16 protein-coding genes and 4 pseudogenes are annotated in these 20,775 nt (G+C 68.4%); 11 read left to right on the forward strand and 9 right to left on the reverse strand.

All coding sequences use genetic code 11. The features are described 5' to 3' along the window. The coding region (locus tag BPODLACK_RS14135; protein WP_159405506.1) for an HNH endonuclease at nucleotides 1-1,236 on the forward strand (1,236 nt) is incomplete at its 5' end. Between the two features lie 425 nt (nucleotides 1,237-1,661). After that, nucleotides 1,662-2,195, forward strand: a complete 534-nt coding sequence (locus BPODLACK_RS14140) for a hypothetical protein (RefSeq protein WP_157228267.1) — start codon at nucleotides 1,662-1,664, stop codon at nucleotides 2,193-2,195. Here the strand turns inward: BPODLACK_RS14140 and BPODLACK_RS14145 are convergent. Then, nucleotides 2,090-2,989 carry an alpha/beta fold hydrolase gene (locus BPODLACK_RS14145; RefSeq protein ID WP_006435368.1) on the reverse strand — a complete coding sequence of 300 codons (900 nt, stop codon included), beginning with the start codon at nucleotides 2,987-2,989 and terminating at the stop codon, nucleotides 2,090-2,092. The genes BPODLACK_RS14140 and BPODLACK_RS14145 overlap by 106 nt on opposite strands. Nucleotides 2,990-3,082: 93 nt before the next feature. Here BPODLACK_RS14145 and BPODLACK_RS14150 point away from each other — a divergent pair. After that, nucleotides 3,083-3,933, forward strand: a pseudogene (locus BPODLACK_RS14150) (alpha/beta fold hydrolase). 210 nt (nucleotides 3,934-4,143) lie between these two features. Beyond that, nucleotides 4,144-4,539, forward strand: a pseudogene (locus tag BPODLACK_RS14155) (HNH endonuclease); the annotation flags it as partial. A 245-nt stretch (nucleotides 4,540-4,784) separates the two neighbouring features. On the opposite strand, the gene BPODLACK_RS14160 reads toward BPODLACK_RS14155, so the two are convergent. From BPODLACK_RS14160 to BPODLACK_RS14175, 4 genes are all read right to left on the reverse strand, one after another. Next, nucleotides 4,785-5,672, reverse strand: coding sequence for a copper resistance D family protein (locus BPODLACK_RS14160; RefSeq protein WP_006435365.1), 888 nt, complete (start codon nucleotides 5,670-5,672; stop codon nucleotides 4,785-4,787). Nucleotides 5,673-5,675: 3 nt separating this feature from the next. Then, nucleotides 5,676-6,227, reverse strand: a complete 552-nt coding sequence (locus tag BPODLACK_RS14165; RefSeq protein ID WP_006435364.1) for a copper resistance CopC family protein — start codon at nucleotides 6,225-6,227, stop codon at nucleotides 5,676-5,678. Next, nucleotides 6,220-6,942 carry a YcnI family copper-binding membrane protein gene (locus BPODLACK_RS14170; RefSeq protein ID WP_006435363.1) on the reverse strand — a complete coding sequence of 241 codons (723 nt, stop codon included), beginning with the start codon at nucleotides 6,940-6,942 and terminating at the stop codon, nucleotides 6,220-6,222. Before BPODLACK_RS14170 ends, BPODLACK_RS14165 begins: the two co-directional genes overlap by 8 nt. Before the next feature lie 83 nt (nucleotides 6,943-7,025). Next, nucleotides 7,026-7,547 carry a hypothetical protein gene (locus BPODLACK_RS14175; RefSeq protein WP_006435362.1) on the reverse strand — a complete coding sequence of 174 codons (522 nt, stop codon included), beginning with the start codon at nucleotides 7,545-7,547 and terminating at the stop codon, nucleotides 7,026-7,028. Nucleotides 7,548-7,632: 85 nt separating this feature from the next. Here BPODLACK_RS14175 and BPODLACK_RS14180 point away from each other — a divergent pair, with 85 nt between their 5' ends. Together BPODLACK_RS14180 and BPODLACK_RS14185 are read left to right on the forward strand one after the other, a co-directional pair. Continuing rightward, nucleotides 7,633-8,478, forward strand: coding sequence for a GNAT family N-acetyltransferase (locus BPODLACK_RS14180; RefSeq protein WP_006435358.1), 846 nt, complete (start codon nucleotides 7,633-7,635; stop codon nucleotides 8,476-8,478). Further along, nucleotides 8,475-9,650: an alkaline phosphatase family protein gene (locus BPODLACK_RS14185; protein ID WP_006435357.1), complete on the forward strand. Its 1,176-nt coding sequence runs from the start codon at nucleotides 8,475-8,477 to the stop codon at nucleotides 9,648-9,650. The genes BPODLACK_RS14180 and BPODLACK_RS14185 overlap by 4 nt, the downstream gene beginning before the upstream one ends. Nucleotides 9,651-9,803: 153 nt before the next feature. Here the strand turns inward: BPODLACK_RS14185 and BPODLACK_RS14190 are convergent, their stop codons facing one another. Both BPODLACK_RS14190 and BPODLACK_RS14195 read right to left on the reverse strand, forming a co-directional pair. After that, nucleotides 9,804-10,940: a DNA polymerase IV gene (locus BPODLACK_RS14190; RefSeq protein WP_159405507.1), complete on the reverse strand. Its 1,137-nt coding sequence runs from the start codon at nucleotides 10,938-10,940 to the stop codon at nucleotides 9,804-9,806. 66 nt (nucleotides 10,941-11,006) lie between these two features. Further along, on the reverse strand, nucleotides 11,007-11,744 hold the full coding sequence (locus tag BPODLACK_RS14195; protein WP_159405508.1) for a hypothetical protein: 738 nt from the start codon (nucleotides 11,742-11,744) through the stop codon (nucleotides 11,007-11,009). Nucleotides 11,745-12,080: 336 nt separating this feature from the next. On the opposite strand from BPODLACK_RS14195, the pseudogene BPODLACK_RS14200 reads away from it, so the two are divergent. The 3 genes and pseudogenes from BPODLACK_RS14200 to BPODLACK_RS14210 form a co-directional block, all read left to right on the forward strand. Then, nucleotides 12,081-12,767: pseudogene (locus BPODLACK_RS14200) on the forward strand (DUF4389 domain-containing protein); the annotation flags it as partial. Continuing rightward, nucleotides 12,745-13,307 (forward strand): annotated as a pseudogene (locus BPODLACK_RS14205) (Rv1733c family protein). The pseudogenes BPODLACK_RS14200 and BPODLACK_RS14205, both read left to right, overlap by 23 nt. A gap of 12 nt (nucleotides 13,308-13,319) precedes the next feature. Beyond that, nucleotides 13,320-16,067, forward strand: coding sequence for a cation-translocating P-type ATPase (locus BPODLACK_RS14210; protein WP_159405509.1), 2,748 nt, complete (start codon nucleotides 13,320-13,322; stop codon nucleotides 16,065-16,067). On the opposite strand, the gene BPODLACK_RS14215 is transcribed toward BPODLACK_RS14210, so the two are convergent. Continuing rightward, nucleotides 16,061-16,441 (reverse strand): hypothetical protein, encoded by a 381-nt coding sequence (locus tag BPODLACK_RS14215; RefSeq protein WP_006435347.1) that lies wholly within the window; start codon nucleotides 16,439-16,441, stop codon nucleotides 16,061-16,063. The genes BPODLACK_RS14210 and BPODLACK_RS14215 overlap by 7 nt on opposite strands. A 248-nt stretch (nucleotides 16,442-16,689) precedes the next feature. Here BPODLACK_RS14215 and BPODLACK_RS14220 point away from each other — a divergent pair, with 248 nt between their 5' ends. Then, nucleotides 16,690-17,631, forward strand: coding sequence for a 1-phosphofructokinase family hexose kinase (locus tag BPODLACK_RS14220; protein WP_040004579.1), 942 nt, complete (start codon nucleotides 16,690-16,692; stop codon nucleotides 17,629-17,631). A gap of 16 nt (nucleotides 17,632-17,647) precedes the next feature. Here BPODLACK_RS14220 and ppsA read toward each other — a convergent pair whose 3' ends face one another. After that, complete coding sequence (ppsA, locus tag BPODLACK_RS14225; RefSeq protein ID WP_096273261.1) at nucleotides 17,648-19,969, reverse strand: phosphoenolpyruvate synthase; 2,322 nt, start codon at nucleotides 19,967-19,969, stop codon at nucleotides 17,648-17,650. Between the two features lie 244 nt (nucleotides 19,970-20,213). On the opposite strand from ppsA, the gene BPODLACK_RS14230 reads away from it, so the two are divergent. After that, on the forward strand, nucleotides 20,214-20,774 hold the full coding sequence (locus BPODLACK_RS14230) for a hypothetical protein (RefSeq protein WP_096273259.1): 561 nt from the start codon (nucleotides 20,214-20,216) through the stop codon (nucleotides 20,772-20,774). The last annotated feature ends 1 nt before the right edge of the window (nucleotide 20,775 follow it).

Raw genomic sequence — 20,775 nt, forward strand, 5'->3', positions numbered from 1 at the left:
CCACTCGACGCAATCCTCGATCAACTCGTCGAGATCACCCCACCCACCGACGACCCCACCGGCGTCCACACGTACTCGCAGCTGCGCCGATGGATACTGCTGCGCAACCTCGCCGATCACCAGATCGCCACCCACGCAGCACACCTCGACGATCTCGGCGTCGCGGAAAAGGCGGGTTCGACCACCAAGAAGCTGGTGATCGAGATGGGACTTCCACCTGCAGCAGCCACACGCACCGCCCGCATCGCCGAGCATCTCGGCACGCTGGGCAAGGTCGAAACCTGCGCCGCCGACGGCCGCCTCGCGGGTGAAGTTGTCGACGCCGTCGTGCGCGGAATGTCGACGATCGAGAAACGTTCCCCCACACAGCTCTCCGACGACGACCACGCCATCTACGAAACAGAGCTCCTCACCCAGGCCCTGTCGGGGGCCACCCCCACCGAAATACAGAAACACGCCCAGACGATCGGCAACACCATCGCCGACACCTCCGACAACGGAGTCCCCGCGAGCGACGACCGCACCCTTGACACGCTCTCCCACCACACGACCGATGACAGTCGCGTCGAGATCCACGCCAACGTGACGCAAGTCGTGGGCGAGAAGTTCATCGCCATGATCGACGAACGCAGCGTGCCCCGGCCCGAACCCGACGGGTCGCCCGATCGACGCTCGGCCGCCCAGATCCGCGCGGACGCACTGGAGGTGCTGTTAGATCAAGCTGCCGCAGGTGCGGCGATGGACACCATCGGCACCCCCAGAACCCAAGTGGCGTTGACCATCCCCGCCACCGGCGACCCCGCCACACTCCCCTGGACGGGCTCTGTCACCAACGCCATCGCCCGACAACTGTCGTGTGACGGTTCCTTGACCGAGATCATCATCGACGGCGAGACAGTGCCACTGCAGATGGGTCGCGAACGACGACTCTTCCCAGCCCACCTACGCAAGGCGATCATCATCCGCGACCAGACCTGCATCAAATGCGGTGCGCCGCCATCCCATACACAGGTCCATCACATCCAACACTGGACCGACGACGGTGACACCGACCTCGACAACGGCTGCCTGCTCTGCCAACGCTGCCACACCCAAGTCCACCACAACGGCTGGGACATCGTGCTGGGCTTCGACCGCCACCCGTGGCTCATCCCGCCGACCGCCATCGACCCGCAACGCCGCGCCCTACCCGCCTACAACCGCCGCACCATGCGACTCGACGACATCGCCGCCTGACACAGACTTACGCGCCAGCACCTTCAGCACCCGGCGTTCACCGAACATTAACCGGGACCGCATCCGTACCTTGACAACTCCACAGTGAAACACAGAGCCGCGCAATCGGTTCCGTTCCCGCCCAGCATCGCTGGGCGGGAACGGAACCGGTGACTACGGCGCGGTCGCCGAGAGCCCCGCAACGCGGAGGACTGTAGCCCGTCGAGGACGGCAGCCCGGATTCAGAACCCTTCTTGACCTGAAACCTTGCCAAGAGCAGGGGAATTCAGTATGTCCGGTTCGGCGCTGCACTGCGGCGCGATGGGGCCTACCAGGACCTCCTCGCCAGTCTCACCGCTCACGGACTCGCTGGTTCCGCGGCATCGGACTACGCCGAGATTCGCGACATCGTGGACCGCACCGGACTGTCGGTCGATCAGGTTCGCATGCTTCAGGATTGGGCCGACAGCAACCCGCTGATCCGCCAGCAGTACTTCGCGCGGACCGCGGTCACCGACCGCCTGTGGGATCTGACGTTCGAGATGCGGGGCGGAGTGGCCGCGTCGACCAGAGTCGGTCTACGCGCGCTCGGCCCGGTCGGCACCGTCGTGAGCACGGGCCTGGTGCTCCACGAGTTCGCAACCGCCGAAACGCCGCGCGACTTCGCCCACGCATCCGTCGAGGCCGCTGCAACAGCCGCACCCGTCCTGGGCCTGGTGGGTTGCGTGTTCGGTCCTGCCGGGTGCGTGGTGGGTGTGGCGGCCGGTACCGCGGCCGGCCTCGGACTCTCCGGCGGCAATGCCGTGGCCCGGCTGTGGTGGACTCGCTGGAGGCCTGATGCCCGCTCAGCCGGCGGGGGCCGTCGGCGGAGCCCTCACCGCCGCGTGCTCGGTCTCACCGCCGCGTCCGCGGTCACCGCGTCGAGCGCGTCCGTGAACGGCGGGATGAAGAACCGGGCACCGAGGACGCAGCATGCGTGACCACCGTCGACCTCGAAGCGCTGCGACCCGGGGATGCCGTCGAGCAGCAGTTGCTGACGTTCGGGTTCGACGACGCGGTCGCGGGTGGACACCACGACGGCGGTCGGGACATCGATCTCGTCGAGCCAACCGCGGGAGTCGAATCGCCCCAATCCGTTCCCGAATTCGCCGAGATGTGACAGCGGCGTCGAGAAGAACTGCCGCAGCGCCCAGACGGACGTATGCGACGTCGTCTTGTCGAGGTTCTTATCGGAAATGCGCGGAAGCATCCGGTAGAGCGGCGCGAGAATGCGACCGGTCCGTTGCGACGACCTCTGATGCCGGGGGTCGCTGGTGCTGAAGAACGGTCCCGTCGAGCAGAGCACCAGGCCCGACACCCGCTCGGGATGACGACGCCACACCAACTGGGCGATGCCGCCGCCCATCGAGAATCCGGCGGCGACGAACCGGTCGATGCCGAGGACGTCGGCGACAGCGGCCACGTCGTCGGCGCAGTCACGAAGATCGAAGTTCTCCGACTCGATACCGCGACCGTGCCAGCGGGCGTCGAGGGTGATCACCCGGTAGCGGTCGTTGATCGCCGGGATCGTCGGATACCAGCACAGCAGTCCGGTCGTCAGCACCGAATGCAGCAGGAACACCGCCGGCGCGTCGCGGGGTCCCGAATCGGTGACGTAGGCGCGGCCGCGACCGGGCAGGTCGAGCATCTGACCTTCGGGAATGTCCGTCGCCGGGTACGGCTTGAAGACGTGGCGGACTGCTCTGGCGGCACCGTTGAGAAACTCGGGGATCACGTTTACAAAGCTACGTGAGATGCTGGTCACATGATCGACATCGCCCGTCCGAAGATCGAGGGGTCGATCGCCATGGCCGACGGTGATCGTCGCATCGGGTTCGCCGAATACGGATCAGCCACCGGACGAGCCATCATCTGGCTCCACGGCACGCCCGGAGCGCGCCGGCAGATCCCCGTCGAGGCCCGCGGATTTGCCGCTGAGCGGGGGGTTCGTCTGATCGGACTGGACCGGCCGGGTGTCGGGTCGTCGACGCCGTACCGGTACGACAAACATCGCCGCCTTCGCCCCCGACCTCGCCGACGTGCTCGAAGCACTCGGCATCGACGAGTTCGCGGTCATCGGACTCTCCGGCGGCGGGCCGTACGCGCTCGGTGTGGCTCACGCGATGCCCGACCGGGTGGTCGCGGTCGGCATCCTCGGCGGTGTCGCACCGACCATCGGCCCCGACCGCATCCCCGGCGGCGCGATGCGGCTCGTTCCTGGCGCCGGCGGTCGGTGTCGCGGGGTCGCAGATCGGGCAGGTCCTCAGTGTCGCGCTCCGCTTCGCACGGCCGGTCGCCGAGCCGGCCATCAGCGTCTACGGACGGCTGTCCCCCGCCGCCGACCGCGAACTGCTGCAACGGCCGGAGTTCCGGGCGATGTTCCTCGACGACCTGCTCCACGGCGGCCGACGTGCGATGGAGGCGCCGTTCGCCGACGTCGTCGTGTTCGCCAAGGACTGGGGCTTCCGCGTCTCCGACGTGCAGGTCCCCGTGCGCTGGTGGCACGGCGACCACGACCACATCATTCCCTACGCCCATGGTGAGCACATGGTGTCGTTGCTGCCCGACGCCAAGCTGTTCGAGCTGCCCGGCGAAAGCCACCTCAGCACCCTGCACATGGCCACCGACATCATCGACGAACTGCTCGCCATCTGGGATCAGGCGCGGGCTGTGAAGTAGAGCGCGCCGGATTCCATACCCGCACAATTCACTCGCGCTACGGCTTTTCCGTTCGTCAGCGGCCACTGCAGTAACTGCTGTTGCTGGTGCTCACCAGAGTGGCCCATTTCTTTAGCACGCGTGAAAGATGCTGAAGCACCGTTCTTTTGACGACGCGAAGGCCTGTGGAGAAACCTGGCAGTCGAACGCCTGTTCGAGTACATTGGAGTCATGGCGGAGCTCACCACACTTCTCGACCAGCTCATCGAGATCACCCCACCCACCGACGACCTCACCGGCCGAACAACTTTCGAACAACTCGACACCTGGCGGTTGATAGGCAACGTCGCCGACCACCAGATCGCGACGCATGCAGAAAAACTCGATGATCTACACGTTGCACAGAAGGCTGGTTCAACCACCAAGAGATTGTTGATCGAGATGGGATTCGCACCCGCGGTCTCCACACGCGCGACCCGCATCGCGGAGAACTACTCGAGCTTGAGCAAGGTCGAGGCCTGCGCGGCCGACGGACGCCTCTCCGCCGACGTCGTCGACGCCATCGTGCGCGGCATCACGACCATCGAGAAACGCTCCCCCACACAGCTCTCCGACGACGACCACGCTATCGGCCCCTACCCGCCTACAACCGCCGCACCATGCGACTCGACGACATCGCCGCCTGACACAGACGCTCGCGCAGCAGGGTTTCGATACGGCTCGTCGCAAGCTCCTCGCCTACTCAACCAGCAGGGGTACCCGACATCTGCCGGGACCGCATCCGATCCTTGACAACTCCACAGTGAGAACACAGGGCCGCCCAGTCGGTTCCGTTCCCGCCCACCGTCGCTGGGCGGGAACGGGTCCGGTGACTACGGCGCAGTCGCCGAGAGCCCCGCAGCGAGGCCCAGCACGACGGCCATCAGCACCAGTTCGACGACGGCGTTGCGGATCGACGCGGCCTCGGTCAGTCGGTGGCGTTCGGCGGCGGGCACCCATCGTCGTCGATGCCAGAGGGCGACGCCCACCAGCGCCGCCAGGATGACGACCTTCGCCAGCAGAATCCGACCGTAACCGGTGGTGAACAGGGCTGACAGGCCGTCGATCTCCGTCAGTGCGGCAACCACGCCGGTCACCGCGATCACGCCGACGGCCCACGGCGCACGCTGCGAGAACACCGGCAGGCTGCGCGCCCACCCGGACCGGCCGCGGACCGCGATCACCATCGCAACGAGCAGACCGCACCACCAGGCGGCGGCCAGCGCGTGGGCGCCGACGAGGAACGGGCCGAAGGCGTCGTTGCCGGCGTGCCCGGCGATCGCGGTGGCCAGCACCCCGACCGCCGCGAGCACCCCGACCACGAGGACCGGGATCTCGACCGCGGTCAGCAGATCGAGCACCGCCCACACGACGATGAGCAGACCCGCGACCAGCGCGACCATCTCGGAGGCGCCAGAGTTGAGGACCTCGCCGAAGTCGCCGGCACTCACCTCGAGCACGTCCGTGCCGGACCGATCGGCGGTGCGCACCCAGGCGCTGATCAGCGTCGCCACCACCCAGACGCCCGCGAGTGCACCGATCAGTCTCGACGACGGCTCGGCGTCGACCGTGGGCAACAGGCCGAGGCCGAGAACCACGACGCAGACGCCGAGCGCGAGGGTCGCGGGAATCGCCACCGTGTCCGGCCCGTCGGGGCGGGCGAGCAACCAGCTCACCAGCAGTCCGGCGAACAGGGCCGGGACACCGGCCACGACCCTCACGCGTCAGCTCCGCGTCTTGGGGCGGCGGGTCAGCCAGAACACGACACCGAGACCCACGACCAGCACCACGACGGCACCGACGATGAAGTACCACACCGGGATTCCGTCATCGGACTGGTCAGCGGAGGCGTCGGCGAGCGGACCCGGTTCACCATTGCCGGCGACCGTCAGCTCGAAGCTGCGCTGCCCGCTGATGACATGTCCGTCGGCGGAGGTGACCCGGTAGTTGATCGTGTACTTCCCGGTCGGGCCGAGTTCGCGCACGCCGACACTCACAATGCTGCCGTCGACCTTGGGGTCACCGGACTGCCAGAAATGATCGTCGGGTCCGACGACGTTGAGCACCGCGTACGCCGACTGGATTCCCTCGTTGAAGGTGAGGGTGACGGTCGGCGGACCCGCGGGCAGGCTCGCGCCGTCGGCGGGATCGGAGGACACGAGACGCGAATGCGCCGACGCCACGGGCGCCGACCAGGTGCCGACCAGACCCAGGCAGGCGAGCATGGCCAAGGTCAACAGGAGCGAACGGCTGAGCGGGAGTGCGCGCTTACGCATTGCCACGTCCATTGCGTCGGGCAACCATCAACGCCGCGACACCGAAGACGGTGCCCAGTGCGCCGACGACCAGTCCGATACCGCCGAGCCAGCGGGCGGAGGAGTCGGCCTGGGCGGTCTCCGTCGCCTGCGACTGGGGCACGTCGGTGCCGTTCTCGGGCGCTGCGGCATGGTGTGCGCCGTGTCCGTCGCCGCCCGCCGCGAGGGTGATGGTCGGTGCGGGCTTCTCGGGCTCGGTGCCGTCGGCCGGGGTCGGCTGATTCCAGTCGGCCTTCTCGCCGTCGGCATAGGTCTGCAGCGTCGGGAGGGTGACGGTCTCCTGCTCGGGGAAGGGGCCGCCGGAGAAGCGGAACTGCCCGAACTGGCCGACCGGGACACCGGGCGAACCGGGTTCGGCGGTCCAGGTGATCTCGGTGACCAGGTCGTCCTTCTTGGTGACGACCGACTTCCAGCCGCTCATCACCTCCGGGCGCGCCGACTTCAGGCCGGGCAGGGTCACGCGCAGTGACGTCGTCGGAGCCGCGTCGGACTCGTTGGGGACGACCAGCGTGACGACGCCGTACCCACCCTGGGTGACGGTCGGGGCGTTGGCGGTGACGTGCGCCGACGCCGCACCCGCCCCGGTCAGGGAGGCGACACCGACGACTGCGGCAGCGGCGGCGGGCAGGACGAGGCGGCGAGCGGTCGTGGCCCGCGTCAGGACAAGGTTCTTCATCTGGGTTCTTTCTCAAGAGTTCGGAAGTCTGGCGTTGCGCACGACAGCACCGAACCGTCGAGGGTTCGGTGTGGTGGCGCGGGTCAGAAGCCGAGCGGAGGTCCACGAACGCCGGTCCCGCCGACGGGCGGAGCGGCGAGAACACCGGGTTGCGTCCAGAAGACCGGGCGTGCACCGGGCGCGAGCAATGCGGCGGGCGGCATCAGCGACGCGATGACCGACCCGATGACGGCCAGCATCTGCGCGCCGACGACGATCAGCACGGCGCTGAGCGGGATCGCGACGAGGTGCGTCAACAGCATCGGCAACGCCGGGGCGTCGTGGCCGGCGTGTGCGGCGTCGGCGGCGAGCGACCAGTGACCCGCGACCTGCGCGGCGGCCAGGATGCCGACGGCCGACGCGGTGGCCGGGACGAGGCGTCGGCCTCGGGTCGCCGGTTGCAGGAGCATCGCCGCGACCACACCGATCGCCGCGGTGAGCACCAGGCCACCTGAGCTGGGCATCTGGTCGCCGGCGGCACCGTGCGCGGCGATCGCGACGGCGGGCACCACACCGGCCGCGGCGACGCGTGTGAACACGTCGGGCGTGCGGACGGTGCGTGACATGGCCCCATCCTAAGGAGTGGGTCCCCGCGCAACCGACTCACCCAACCCGGCCAACTCGTCGGTGCGCGGTGAAAGAATCGACAGCATGTCGCTTTCACCGGCTCCTGTCGAGGTACGCACGGTCGAGGTCCGCGAGCTGTCCTCGCCCGACGAACTCGAAGAACTGATGCGGATCTTCGACGACGTGTGGCGGCCGGACCCGACGAGACGCCCGGTGGGCATCGACATGCTGCGGGCGTTGTCGCATTCGGGCAACTACGTGTCCGGCGCTTTCATCGGCGATCACCTGGCCGGCGGAAGTGTCGCGTTCCTGTCGGCGCCGGCCGGCGAGGCCCTGCACAGTCACATCACCGGGGTCTCCCGACGCGGACGCGGCCACCATGTGGGCTACCTGCTGAAGATGCATCAGCGGAAGTGGGCGCTGGCGCGTGGACTGACGACGATCACGTGGACCTTCGATCCGCTGGTCGCGCGGAACGCGTATTTCAACATCACGAAGCTGGGCGCGCTGCCGGTCCACTATTACGAGGACTTCTACGGCGAGATGGGCGACGAGCTGGGCGGCGACGCCGACTCCGACCGGGTGCTGGTGTCGTGGGCGCTCGAGGACCGTCTGCCCGAGGCCGTCGATGGTGTCGGGAGTGTGGAGGCGCTGATCGCCGACGGTGCGGTGCCGGTGATCGACGATTCCGACCGGTCGCGTCCGGTCGCCCATCACGAGCGGGTGGCCCCGGACGCCACCGTGGTGGTGGCGTTGCCGCGGGACGTCGAAGCGATGCGGGTGAGTCATCCGCTCGACGCGGCGCGGTGGCGGATCGCGCTGCGGGACGCGATGTCGCCGTTGCTCCTCGAAGGTGAGGCGCGACGGTCGGTGCGGTTCCTGCGGTCGGGTCACTACGTGTTCGGTCCGGCAGGGTCGGGGGTGCGGTGAGCGTCGAACTGACCCCCGCGGATTGGGGCCGGTACCCGCACACACTCGCCGACGTCCTGCCCGCGGTGTCCTCTGCGCTGGGAATGTCCGCATCGTCGGACCTGGTTGTGCCACCTGGCGATTCGGTGGTGGTGTTGCTCATCGACGGGCTCGGGGCGACGCTGCTGGAGGAGTACGCGGATTCCGCGCCGACGCTGCGCGAGCTGACCGCGACCACGCTGCGTGCCGGATTCCCGGCGACCACGGCGACCAGCATCCTGAGTCTGACGGTCGGGGCGGCGTGTGGCGTGCACGGGATCATCGGATACAGCTTCCGGCCCGACGACGACTGTCGGACACGGGGATCACGCCGGGTGCTGAACTCGCTGCGCTGGAGTCTCGACGACGCGCACGGCCCCTCGGCGCTGGTCACCTATCCCCCGGCTCTGGTGCGGACTCACCCGGGCAGTCTGGAAGCGCTTGCGGATGAGGGCGCTCGGGTGACGTACGTGATGCCCGGGGAGTTCCGCGGCACGGGTCTGACCCTGGCAGCGTTCCGCGCGCCCGGCCAGTACGTGCCGGCGGTGACCCCCGACGGGGTGCGCGACGGCGTCTTGGCCGCCGTGCGCGGACACAGTCGTCATCGCCGGTTCGTGTACGCCTACTACAGCGAGTTGGACACCGCGGGACACATCCACGGTCCTGGTTCTCCGGAGTGGCTGGAGAAGCTCCGGATGGTCGATCGGCTCGTGGCCGATCTCGCCGCCGAGTTGCCCTCCGGGACAACACTGCTCGTCACCGCCGACCACGGGATGATCACCGCCGACCGCGCCATCGACATCGACACCGCGCCAGAACTTCTCGACGGTGTCGACGCCGTGGCCGGTGAGGCGCGTGCGCGGCACGTGTACGCGACGTCCGGTGCTGCCGATGACGTCCTGAAGGCATGGTCGGGGTATCTCGGCGACGCGGCGCACGTCGTCACGCGGGAGCAGACCATCGACGAGGGGTGGTTCGGACCCGAGGTGACCGACGCGGTGGCGCGTCGGATCGGGGACGTGGTCGCGGTGGCGCGGGACTCGGTGACGCTGACACGCTCGACGAGCGAGACGATGGAGTCGAAGATGATCGGCCACCACGGCGCCTGGACGGCCGCGGAACAGCTTGTGCCGCTGGTGATCGCGCAGGGGTGACTCCTGCTGGCCGAGCAGCCCCCGCTGACCGGTAGCTGCCCACGCTGACCGGTAGCTGCCCACGCTGGCCGGTAGCTGCCCACGCTGGCCGGGTACCCCCCCTGCTGGCCGAGTAGCGACGACCGAGCGCAGCGAGGACGCCGCGTATCGAGGTCACGCCACCGGCGCATCCTCGTCGTCGGTCACCAGGTCCAGGCGCACGCCGAGGAGGCGGACCGGGCGGTCGATGTCGAACTTGCTGAGCAGGTCGGCGACCACGCCTTCGAGTTGATCGAAGTCGAGGCTCGGGGCGGGGAGCTTGCGGGATTTGGTGCGCGTGTAGAAGCTGGTGGTCCGGACGGTCACGGCCACGCGGAACGGGAGGCGTTCCTCGGCGACGACCTGGTCGAGCAGCTCGCGCAGCAGTTCGGCTGCCGCGGTACGCATCTCGGACGGTTCGGCGATGTCGGCCGCGAACGTCCGCGACTTGGAGTGCGACCGGGCGAGCCACGGTTCGGCGGTGATCGTCGAATCGCCACCGCCGCGGCACAACACGTACAGCCAGTTGCCCTGGTGCGGGCCGAAGGTGGCGATCAGGTCGTCGCGGGGTGTGGCGATCAGGTCGTTGACGGTCTCGACGCCGTTGGCGGCGAGTTTGGCCGACGTCTTGGGTCCGACGCTCCACAGGTCGCGAGTCGCCCTCTCCCCCATCAGGTCCAGCCAGTTGCGGTCGTCGAGCAGGAACACGCGCGGCGCATCGACGCCGTCGTCGGGCGTGGCACCGGGCGGCCGCTTGGCGAATCCGGTGGCCATCTTGGCGCGCTGCTTGTTGTCGCTGATGCCGACGCAGCTCGTCAGGCCGCAACGGTCGAGGATGTCGCGGCGGACCCGTTCGGCGAAGTCGACGATGGCGGCATCGTCGAACGGGTCGACCTCGGCACCCCGCGCACTGACACCGAGGTACGCCTCATCCCAGCCCCACACCTCGACGGGATGACCGGTCCCGCGCAGCACATCCATGACGTCGGCCGACGCGGCGTCGTACGCACCCATGTCCAGCGGCAGATACACCGCGTCGGGCAGCTTGCGGTAGGCAGCACGCAGCGGCATCCCGGCCCGCACGCCGACATCCCGCGCCTCATACGACGCGCAGGTCACCACCTTGCGGGCCTCGGTCGGATCGCCGTTGCCGCCGACGATGACCGGGACACCGACGAGCTCCGGACTGCGCAGCCGCTCGACCGACACCTGGAACTGGTCGAGGTCGACGTGCAACAGCCACCGATAGCGTTGCGAAACCGACGTGGTCACCCCGCCAGGGTAACCACGGACCGGCGATCAGTCGCCGCAGTCAGTCACCGCAGTCGGTCGCCGAAGTCAGACAGCGATACGGACGTCGATCTCGCCGAGTCCCACGCTCCGGCACGACGTGCGCAGCGAATGCGGGTTGTAGCGCAGCACCGACAACCCGCGGTTCGTCTCGGTCGACCAGCCGGCGAACGACTCACCCGCCTCGGCGATGAACCCGGTCAGCGCCGAGAGCGACGATGCGTCGAATGCGGCCACCGTGTGGGTGAGCACCTTCTCCAGCAGCGCACGGTCACGATGCAGCGGCGGCGGAACCAGATTCAGTGCGGGAGAAGCTGTTCCACAGTTCGTCGGATCGGTGAGCGCATGAACCGCGACGAGCAGGAAAGCGAGCGAGACGACGGCCCGCGAGGTGGGTTCCCCCGCCCGGCCCGGATACGACTGGATGAGGTGGCACACCTGCACCGGGCGCGGCGGCGTGGCATCGGCAGCCTCGCCCGAGCCGGGCTCGAGGAGCCCCAGTGCAGCCAACACCTCTTGCTGAGCGGACGAAACCGTCTCCGCGGCAAGCGCATCGGCATGCATCCGCTGCAATTGGGCGACGATCGCCTGGTGGCGTCGCGCCGCGTCGTCGATCTCACGGACCAGATGTTCGGTCAGTCCGAAGGTCGACGAATAGTGGGTCAGCGCCTGATATCCGGGCAGCACGATGTGCTGCTCGATGGCGATGGCCTCGGCGATTGCCGACGGTTCGAGAAATTTGCGGACGCTTCGCTTGGACGCGCGCGCCGACAGAGTCCTGGTCAACTGAGCCCTCCACACATGTAGACCACTGATGCTCCGAAATGGAATTCCCACCCCGGTGTTGACCCCCTACGCTTCGACACCCCCTTCGATGCCGTTAACGAAGCGCACGATCACAATAGCGAGGATTCGGACAAACCGTGAGTCGAATGACTGAAAACTGCGGAATTCGGTCATTTCGGATACCGATGCGCAGCGCAATGGGCCTTTTTACCCAGACTCGGTCGGCACATCGGCCCCCCGACACTTCACCGAAGACCCTTCCTTTCCCGCGCCCGGCGGGTTTCACTCGATTCAGAGGCTTCGACGGGAGGACTCGAGACGATGCACGCAGTGACGTTGACCGGACATCTCGACGAACCGCTGTCGCGGTGGCTGTGGCTGATCAAATGGTTGCTGGCGATACCGCACTTCCTGATACTGATCGCGCTGGACATCGCGTTCTTCTTCTGCACCGTCGTGGCCGGCTTCGCGATCCTGTTCACCGGTCGCTATCCGCGTGGCCTGTTCGACTTCAACGTCGGGGTCATCCGGTGGAACTGGCGCGTCGCCTTCTACACGCACTCCGCGTTCGCCACCGACCGGTATCCGCCGTTCGCGCTGCGTCGAACCGACTATCCCGCCGACTTCGATGTCGTGTACCCCGAGCGGTTGTCCCGTGGCCTCGTGCTGGTGAAGTGGTGGCTGCTGGCAATCCCCCACTACCTCATCCTCGCGGTACTCGCCGGCGGGTGGCTGGGCGGCCCGCTGGCCGTCGGATATGTGGCCCAGGGCGACGACGGCCGGGTGACCATCGCGCCGGTGCTGGCGCTCGTGGCGTTCTTCGCCGCAGTCGCGCTGCTCTTCACCGGCGCGTACCCGCGCGGACTGTTCGACTTCGCGATGGGCATCAACCGGTGGCAGTACCGGGTGTGGGCGTATGCGGCGCTGATGCGAGACGAGTACCCACCCTTCCGGCTCGATCAGGGCGGGGACGAACCGACCGACTCGACAGGAGCCCGCGATGTTGCGGTTCCTCTCCCGTGAGTTGCACAGCTGGCGGCTGATGCACGCCTCGTCCAACCGGCTCGTCCGTCCGACGGACCGGGTGGAAACACTTGTGCTGCTGGCGCTCTGGGTGTCGGCCCTGGCGGGCCTACTCGTCGCACTGACCATTGGCGGCAACACGTATGCCACCCACAAGGCCGCCGTCGAGGTCCAGGGACCGCGACATTCGGTGAGTGCCACCGTCGTCACGATGCCCAAGCCGGACGACGATTCGACCATCGTCGCCTGGCGGCGGCCCGACGGCTCGCGCGCCACCGCCGCGGTGGACACCGAACGGCACGACCGCGTCGGCCGGGTCCGCATCATCTGGCTCGACGACGAGGACAAGCCGGCGGACCCGCCGCGCACCACCACCACCGACGCCGTCGTGGAGGGCATCATGGCCGGACTCGGTGTCGTCATGCTGACCACCCTGGGCTGGTGGGGGCTGGCCCTTCTGGTCCGGGCGGCCGCCGACCGGCATCGCATGCGACGGTGGGAGGCCGAGTGCTGGAGTTCGACATCGACAGCCACCGCTGAGGGCCGGCCACGATGACCGTGCCCGACGAGATGGATGTCGATCCCCAGGAAGACATCCAGCAGCTGCTGAGCGACCTCGGATCGTCCCCGAACGGGTTGTCCCTGCGCGAGGTCGAGCGGCGCCGCCTGATGCACGGGCCCAACACACTCACCAGAACCCGCGGGAGCCGCTGGTTCGGTCAATTGCTCCGCCAGCTGACCCACCCCCTCGCGCTGTTGCTGTGGGTGGCCGCACTGCTGGCGTGGATCAGCGGTTCGCAGCCGCTGTCCGTGGCGATCGTCGTGGTGATCGTGATCAACGCGGCCTTCGCCTTCGTCCAGGAACGCCATGCCGAACGGGCGGTGGAGGCGCTGGCCGACATCATCCCGGTGACGGCCCGCGTGATCCGGGAGGGGCCGGAGGAGGAGATCCCGGCCTCCGAACTGGTGCCCGGTGACGTCATCCACCTCGCCGAAGGCGACCGGGTATCGGCCGATGCGCGACTCATCGGCGGTTCCGTCGAGGTCGATCTGTCCACGCTGACCGGTGAGTCGGTTCCCGTGCACCTGCAGACGCAGGCCGCCGCCGGCACCGGGCCGATCGTCGAGGCGACCGACATCGTGTTCAGCGGAACGAATGTCGTGGGCGGGGACGGCCGCGCGGTGGTGTTCGCCACCGGGATGCACACCGAACTCGGGCACATCGCCTCGCTGTCGCAGCGGATCGGTCACGACGAGAGTCCGCTGGAGCGGCAGGTGAAACGGGTGGCGTGGCTGATCGCCGCCGTGGCCGTCGCGATGGGACTCGCCTTCATCCCGCTCGGCACGGCGCTGGCCGGCCTCTCGCTGCGCGATTCGGTCAACTTCGCGATCGGGTTGCTGGTGGCCAACGTCCCCGAGGGACTGCTGCCCACCATCACCCTCGCCCTGGCGCTGGGCGTTCGCATCCTCGCGCGCAACGGTTCGCTGGTCAAACGGATCTCGGCGGTGGAGACACTCGGGTCGACGACGGTGATCTGCACCGACAAGACGGGCACCCTGACACAGAATCGGATGACGGTCACGCAGATCTGGACACCGGCCGGCGTCGTCGGACTCCCCCTCGACGGAACCCCGTCGGCCTCGCTCCGACATGTGGCACAGGTGATGACCGATTGCTGTTCGGCGACCATCGATGTCGACGAGTCCGGGACGATCACCGAGTTCGGCGACCCCACCGAGCTGGCGCTGCTCCGGGCGGCGTCCGGTCTCGGGGTCACCCCGCCCCGTGCCGGCGATTCCACGGCCTCCCGCACCACGGGCGGGCCGGCCGCAGTGCGCCGGACGTTCGCCTTCGATCCGGCACTGCGGCGGATGTCCACGGTCGTGCCGACCGCCGACGGCGGACGGGTCAACGTCAAGGGCGCACCGGAGGAGGTCCTCGAGCTGTGCACACACCTCGCCGATCGAGCGCTGACCGCCACGGACCGTGCGGAACTCCACGCGCTCATCGCCCGCTGGGCCGGTCAGGGTCTGCGGCTGCTCGCCGTGGCGTCGAAGTCCGTCGGCCCGGCACAGGTGGGCACCATCGACCGTGCCGGCGCCGAACGTGATCTGACGCTCGACGGCATCGTGGCGATGATGGACCCTCCCCGCACGGGTGTCCGTGAGGCCATCGACGTCTGCCATCGCGCGGGCATCCGCATCATGGTCGTGACCGGCGACCATGCCCTCACCGCACGGGGGATCGCCGAGGGTGTGGGCATCGGCTCCCATCACGGACTCGAGGTGATCAGCGGACCCGATCTGGATGCGATGCCCGAGACCGAACTCGACCGGCTCCTGGAGCGCCGCACCGAACTGGTCTTCGCCCGCACCTCCCCCGAGGCCAAACTGCGGATCACCGACGCGCTGCGCGATCTGGGCGAGGTGGTGGCGATGACCGGGGACGGGGTCAACGACGCACCCGCGCTGCGCAGGTCGGACATCGGTGTCGCGATGGGACGCAACGGCACCGACGTGGCCCGGGAGGCGGCGACGATGGTGCTGACCGACGACAACTTCGCCACCATCGTCACCGCGGTGGCCGCGGGTCGTCGTGTCTACGACAACGTCCGCAAGTTCATCGTGTACATCTTCGCGCACGCCACCCCGGAGGTCGTGCCGTTCCTGATGTACGCCCTGTCCGGCGGCAACATCCCACTTCCGTTGACGGTCATGCAGATCCTCGCCATCGACCTGGGCACGGAGACACTTCCCGCCCTGGCCCTGGGTCGCGAGAAGGCCGAACCCGGTCTGATGAACCGGGCACCGCGCCGCCGGACCCAGAACGTCGTGGACCGGGAACTCCTGTTTCGGTCGTGGGGACTCCTCGGCGGGGTGTCGACGATCCTGGTGGTGGCCCTGTTCCTCGGCACGTTGTGGCGGGGTGGCTGGCACTTCGGCGACCCGGTGGACAGCGGCCCCCTCCACTCGACGTGGGAACTGGCCACGACCATGACCTTCCTCGGCATCGTCGCCTGCCAGTTCGGCACCGCGATGGCCTCACGGTGCCAACGCGCACCGCTGAGTTCGATCGGCGTGTTCAGCAATCGGCTGTTGTTGTGGGGCTTCGCCTTCGAGCTCACCTTCGTCGTGGTGGTGGTCACGGTGCCGGCGTGTCAGGACCTCTTCGGCACGACGACACCGCCGGCGGATCTCCTGGTGTGGCTGCTACCCATGCCCGTCGTGGTCTGGGGTGCCGACGAACTGTACCGGTGGGCGCGGCGCCGAGGGCAGGCGGATGCCCGCTCCGCTCACTGATCGTCCACGTCCTCGAGGTCGGCTCCGGACAACCAGGCCTGCGAATCGTCGATGCCGACGTGCGGAGGCAACGGCGGCAGGCGGGTTCCGAACACCTCGTGGGTGAGTTTGCTCAGTGCGCGACATTCCTCGGCCCAGGACATCCGTCCGGCAGGTGTCGTCTCGTAGGTGCGGCGCTTCTGGTATCCGATCATCTCGTCCTGGGCGGCGAGGAGGCCGCGTCCGATGAGTTCGTCGAGAACCAGACGTAGGTCGCTCGGCTGCACCCGGTAGCCGCGGCGCACCAGCTCCTCGAGGACTCGGTCCTGCGTGCCCGGCTGCAACGCGATACCCAGGATGTGCACCCGTATCGCGGCGCGTTCGATCGCTTTCATCGCCGCTCCTCCCTTCGTCGGGGATCCTTCCACAATGCACCGGATCGGGTGTGCCCGAAAGGGTCGCAGTGCCCCGATTCGACGGGTGTGAGCGCAGGTCAGCCCGCCCGCGTCGAGGAGCCCCGATCTCCTCCCCGGTGCCGGACACCACGGCATGAGTCGAAATGCCCTTACGGGACGGCCCGGACCGGAGGAGATTTGGATCGGAGGCCATCTGGCGACCGCATACCCTTCCGGAGGTGATTCACGTGCCGCACATACTGACCGTCACGATGAATCCCACGCTGGACATCCACTCGACCGTCCCGCGCTTGCTGCCGAGCTCCAAGATGCGTTGTGGCCATCCGCGTTACGACCCCGGTGGGGGTGGTATCAACGTCGCTCGCGCGGCGACGCGGCTCGGCGTCACCGCCACCGCGGTCTTCACGAGCGGCGGGTACACGGGGCAGCGGGTGGAGTCGCTGCTCGCCGCCGACCCCCTCGAGGCATGCCCGGTACCGGTGGCCGAACCCACCCGTGAGTCACTGGTGATCGTCGACGAGCACAGCGGCGAGTGCTACCGGTTCGTGCTGCCCGGTCCCCACCTGGAGGCCGACGAGGAGCTGCGGTGCCTGAAGGTCATCTACGAGAATGCCTCGGCGGCCTCGATGCTGGTGGTCAGCGGCAGCCTCCCGCCGGGGTGTTCACCGGGTTTCTTCGGCGCGGTGTCGCGAATCGCCGCTCATCACGGGTGCCTCCTCGTCGTCGACACCAACGGCGCCGCGCTGCCCTGGGTGACCGGCGCCTTTCTCGTCAAACCCAGTGTGCGGGAACTGCGCGACCTGACCGGCGCCCCACTACCCGATCGTGCCGCGCAGGTCGCGGCCGCCCGGGACCTGATCCGTCACCACATCAGTGAGGTCGTCGTGGTGTCGCTGGGCGCGCAGGGCGCGCTGGTGGTGACCGCCGACGAGGATCACGATGTCGCCGGGGTGCCGGTGCCGGCAGGCGTGGGGACCGGGGTGGGTTCGGGCGACAGCATGGTCGCCGCCATCGCGGTCGCCCTCACGCGGGGATGGCCGATCGTCGACGCCGTCCGCTACGGCACCGCGGCCGGTGCCGCGGCGATGCTCACCCCGGGTACCGAGCCGTGCCGGGCACAGGATGTCGATCGGCTGTACGGGCAGACATCCCCGGTGTCGTCGGCGTGACCACCGGGGCGGGCGACTAGGAGTCCCCGAGCCGTTCGTGGATCACCGCGTCGACGAGCAGGCGCCGTTCGGCTCGAGCGACGTGCAGCCGTGTCGCGGCGACGGCGTCGGGGTTCACCGACACCGAGGTGATCCCCATCTTCACGAGCAGTTCCGCGAATGCCGGGTTGGTCGACGGAGCCTGCCCGCACAGCGACGAGGTGATCCCGCAGCGGCGCGCCGTCGAGATGATCTGGGCGATGGCGTCGAGGACCGCCGGGTCACTCCCGTCGAACAGTTCGGCGCACGATTCGGAGTCACGGTCGACGCCGAGCATCAGCTGGGTGAGGTCGTTGCTGCCGATCGACACCCCGTCGATGCCCGCGTCGACGTACTCCGGCAGCCAGTAGATCACCGAGGGGACCTCGGCCATCACCCAGCGATGCAGCCCGCGGTGATCACCGAGAGGGCTCTCGTCGATCAGCTCCAAGCAGCGTTCGAGTTCCCAGCGGGTCCGCACGAAAGGCAGCATCAGATGCAGGTTCGGGTGGCTCTCGCGTGCCCGTGCGAGCGCCTCGAGCTCGAGCCGGAAGACCTCCGGCTCACGGACGTATCGGTAACAGCCGCGGAAGCCGATCATCGGATTGCGTTCCTCCGGCTCGAACTCCGCACCACCGTCGAGGCCACGGAACTCGTTGCTGCGCAGATCGGTCGTCCGGTACACCACCGGCCGGGAACCGAACGGTCCGGCGATGGAGGACAACGTGTCCGCCATCGCCGAGACGAAGGCGTCCGACTCGCCGGCGGCGATGACCGCCCGCGGATGACGGCCCGACAGCGCCTCGGTCAGCATGAACTCGGCACGCAGCAGGCCCACGCCGTCGACGTCGGTCGCCCCCACCTCCGCGGCATGCGTGGCGGAGGCCAGGTTCACGTAGATCTTGGTCGCGGTGATCACATCCGAACGCGGTTGCGGCGCCGAGGCTTCCGTCGTCCGCGCGACAGTGGGCCGCGCCGTCCGGCCGGCGGTGACCTCACCGGAGCCGCCGTCGACGGTCACCGTCGCACCCTGCTGCAGATCGGTTGTCCCGGTGCGTGTTCCCACGATGCACGGCACGCCGACCTCACGGGCGACGATGGCGGCGTGACAGGTGATGCCACCCCGATCGGTCACCACCGCCGACGCGCGCCGGATGGTCGGCAACCAGTCGGGGTCGGTCATCGGGGCCACCAGCACCTCGCCGTCCACGAGCTGGTGCCCGTCGCGCGGTGAGTGCAGGATGCGGACCTGTCCGGTGGCGATTCCGGGGGCGGCCGCGAGGCCGTGCACCAGCACCTTCGCGCGGGGTGGCGCCACCGACCCCTGCGTATCGGCGCGGCCCGTCGTGGTCTGCTCATCGGACAGTGTGGTGATGGGCCGGGACTGGACGATCCAGATGTGGCCCTCGGGATCGACGGCCCATTCCATGTCCTGCGGGCGGCCGTAGTGTTGTTCGGCCTGCAACGCCATCCGCGCGATGGCCTGCACGGTCGCCGGTTCGATGACCGGCTCGGACCGGCCGGCCGGCACCGGTTCACGGCGATCATGGCCGTCGTCACCGCGCACGATCCGGAACTCCTGGTTGCCCAGACTGGTCTGCAGTATCGAACAGTCCGTTCTCGACACCAGGAAGGTGTCGGGGGTGACCGCGCCGGACACCACGGCCTCGCCGAGTCCTTCGACGGCCTCGACGACCAGATGATCGAGGTTCCCGGTGACCGGGTCGGCGGTGAAGACGATGCCCGCGGTCGCCGACGCCACCATCTTCTGCACGACGACAGCCATCAGGGGCTCGGAGGTCAGGCCCTTCTCCGCGCGATAGGTGATCACGCGGGGTGAGAACAGCGATGCCCAGCACCGCACGATCGCGACCAGCAGATCGTCCGGACCGCCGATGTTGGTGAACGTGGCGTTCATCCCCGCGAAGGAGGCGTCCTTGCCGTCCTCGCCGATCGCCGACGACCGCACCGCCACGTTGACGTCGGAGCCGCCGTCGGCCAGCCGCCGGTATGCGGCGAGCGCCTCGGCAGAGATCTGCGGCGCGATACCGGCCTTGGTCACCATCTCCGCCATCCGGTTGCTCAGGTCGTCCATGCGTGCGTCGTCGCCGACGGCCGACAGCGCCTCCCGATGGGTGGCGAGCAACTCGGCGCGAACCCCGCCGTGTTCCATCGAGACCGCGAACGATTCCGCGGTCAGCGCGAATCCGTCCGGCACCGGGAGTCCCGCGGTGACGAGTTCGCCCAGGTTCGCGCCTTTGCCCCCCACCAGTGACAACTGATCGAATCCGAGCTCCGAGAAGGTCAGCACGTGCGTCATATACCCACGATGGTCTTTCCTCGGGCCTTCCCCTAGTGACCAACGGCGACGGCGGAAGTGACCAAAGTCCATGTCTTCGCTTCGACGAGGTCGACACCAGGTGTGTTCCGACGTTCGTCTCCCGGCCGGAGGCCATTCGGCACTTGAGCCGCGGCGGGTCGGCGGGGTCGAATGACGGTGACGGAACCGTCCGACGGAAGCCGGGGAATCATGGTGACCCTCCGACACTCGACTCGCACCTGAGATGGCCACTCCGCATCCCGTACCGTGGCCGCGGGCGCTGATCGCCTTCGGGCGATGCTCCGCCGAGGTCGTGCGGTCCCTGATCGGGCGGCGACTCCACCAGCCGCTGCCGAACCTCGGGCGCGTCGTCGCCTTCGCCGACGGGACCACCGCCACGGTCTACCGCGAGACGCGTCGCGACAACCATCCGGTCACCGAGCCGGTCTGCCTCGTCGTCTCCTTCCGGTTGCGGTGGGTCGACGGCAACCGGCTGGCGCACCGCGTCTTCCGGGTGGAGAGCGTGTGCAACACCGTTCTGTTCGCGGGCTTCGACGGATTCGTGTCGAAGCTGTGGATGACCGCCGACGGCGACAATCGTTACCGCGGCATCTACGACTGGGACGGGTACGACAGCGCCGTCGACTACGTCAGCGCCCTGTGGTGGCCGCTGATGGTGGTCGCCGAACAGGATTCGATCCACTACCACGTGGTCGGCGACCGGACGCGGGATTCGCTCCTCGCCGGTGGCGGCCCCGTCCCGGATCAGCGTGAGTGGTGGCGACCGGTGAGGCGGGGCGGATGAG

The organism is Gordonia sp. YY1 (assembly GCF_009872315.1).
In the GTDB taxonomy this organism is placed as follows: Bacteria; Actinomycetota; Actinomycetes; order Mycobacteriales; family Mycobacteriaceae; genus Gordonia; species Gordonia amicalis.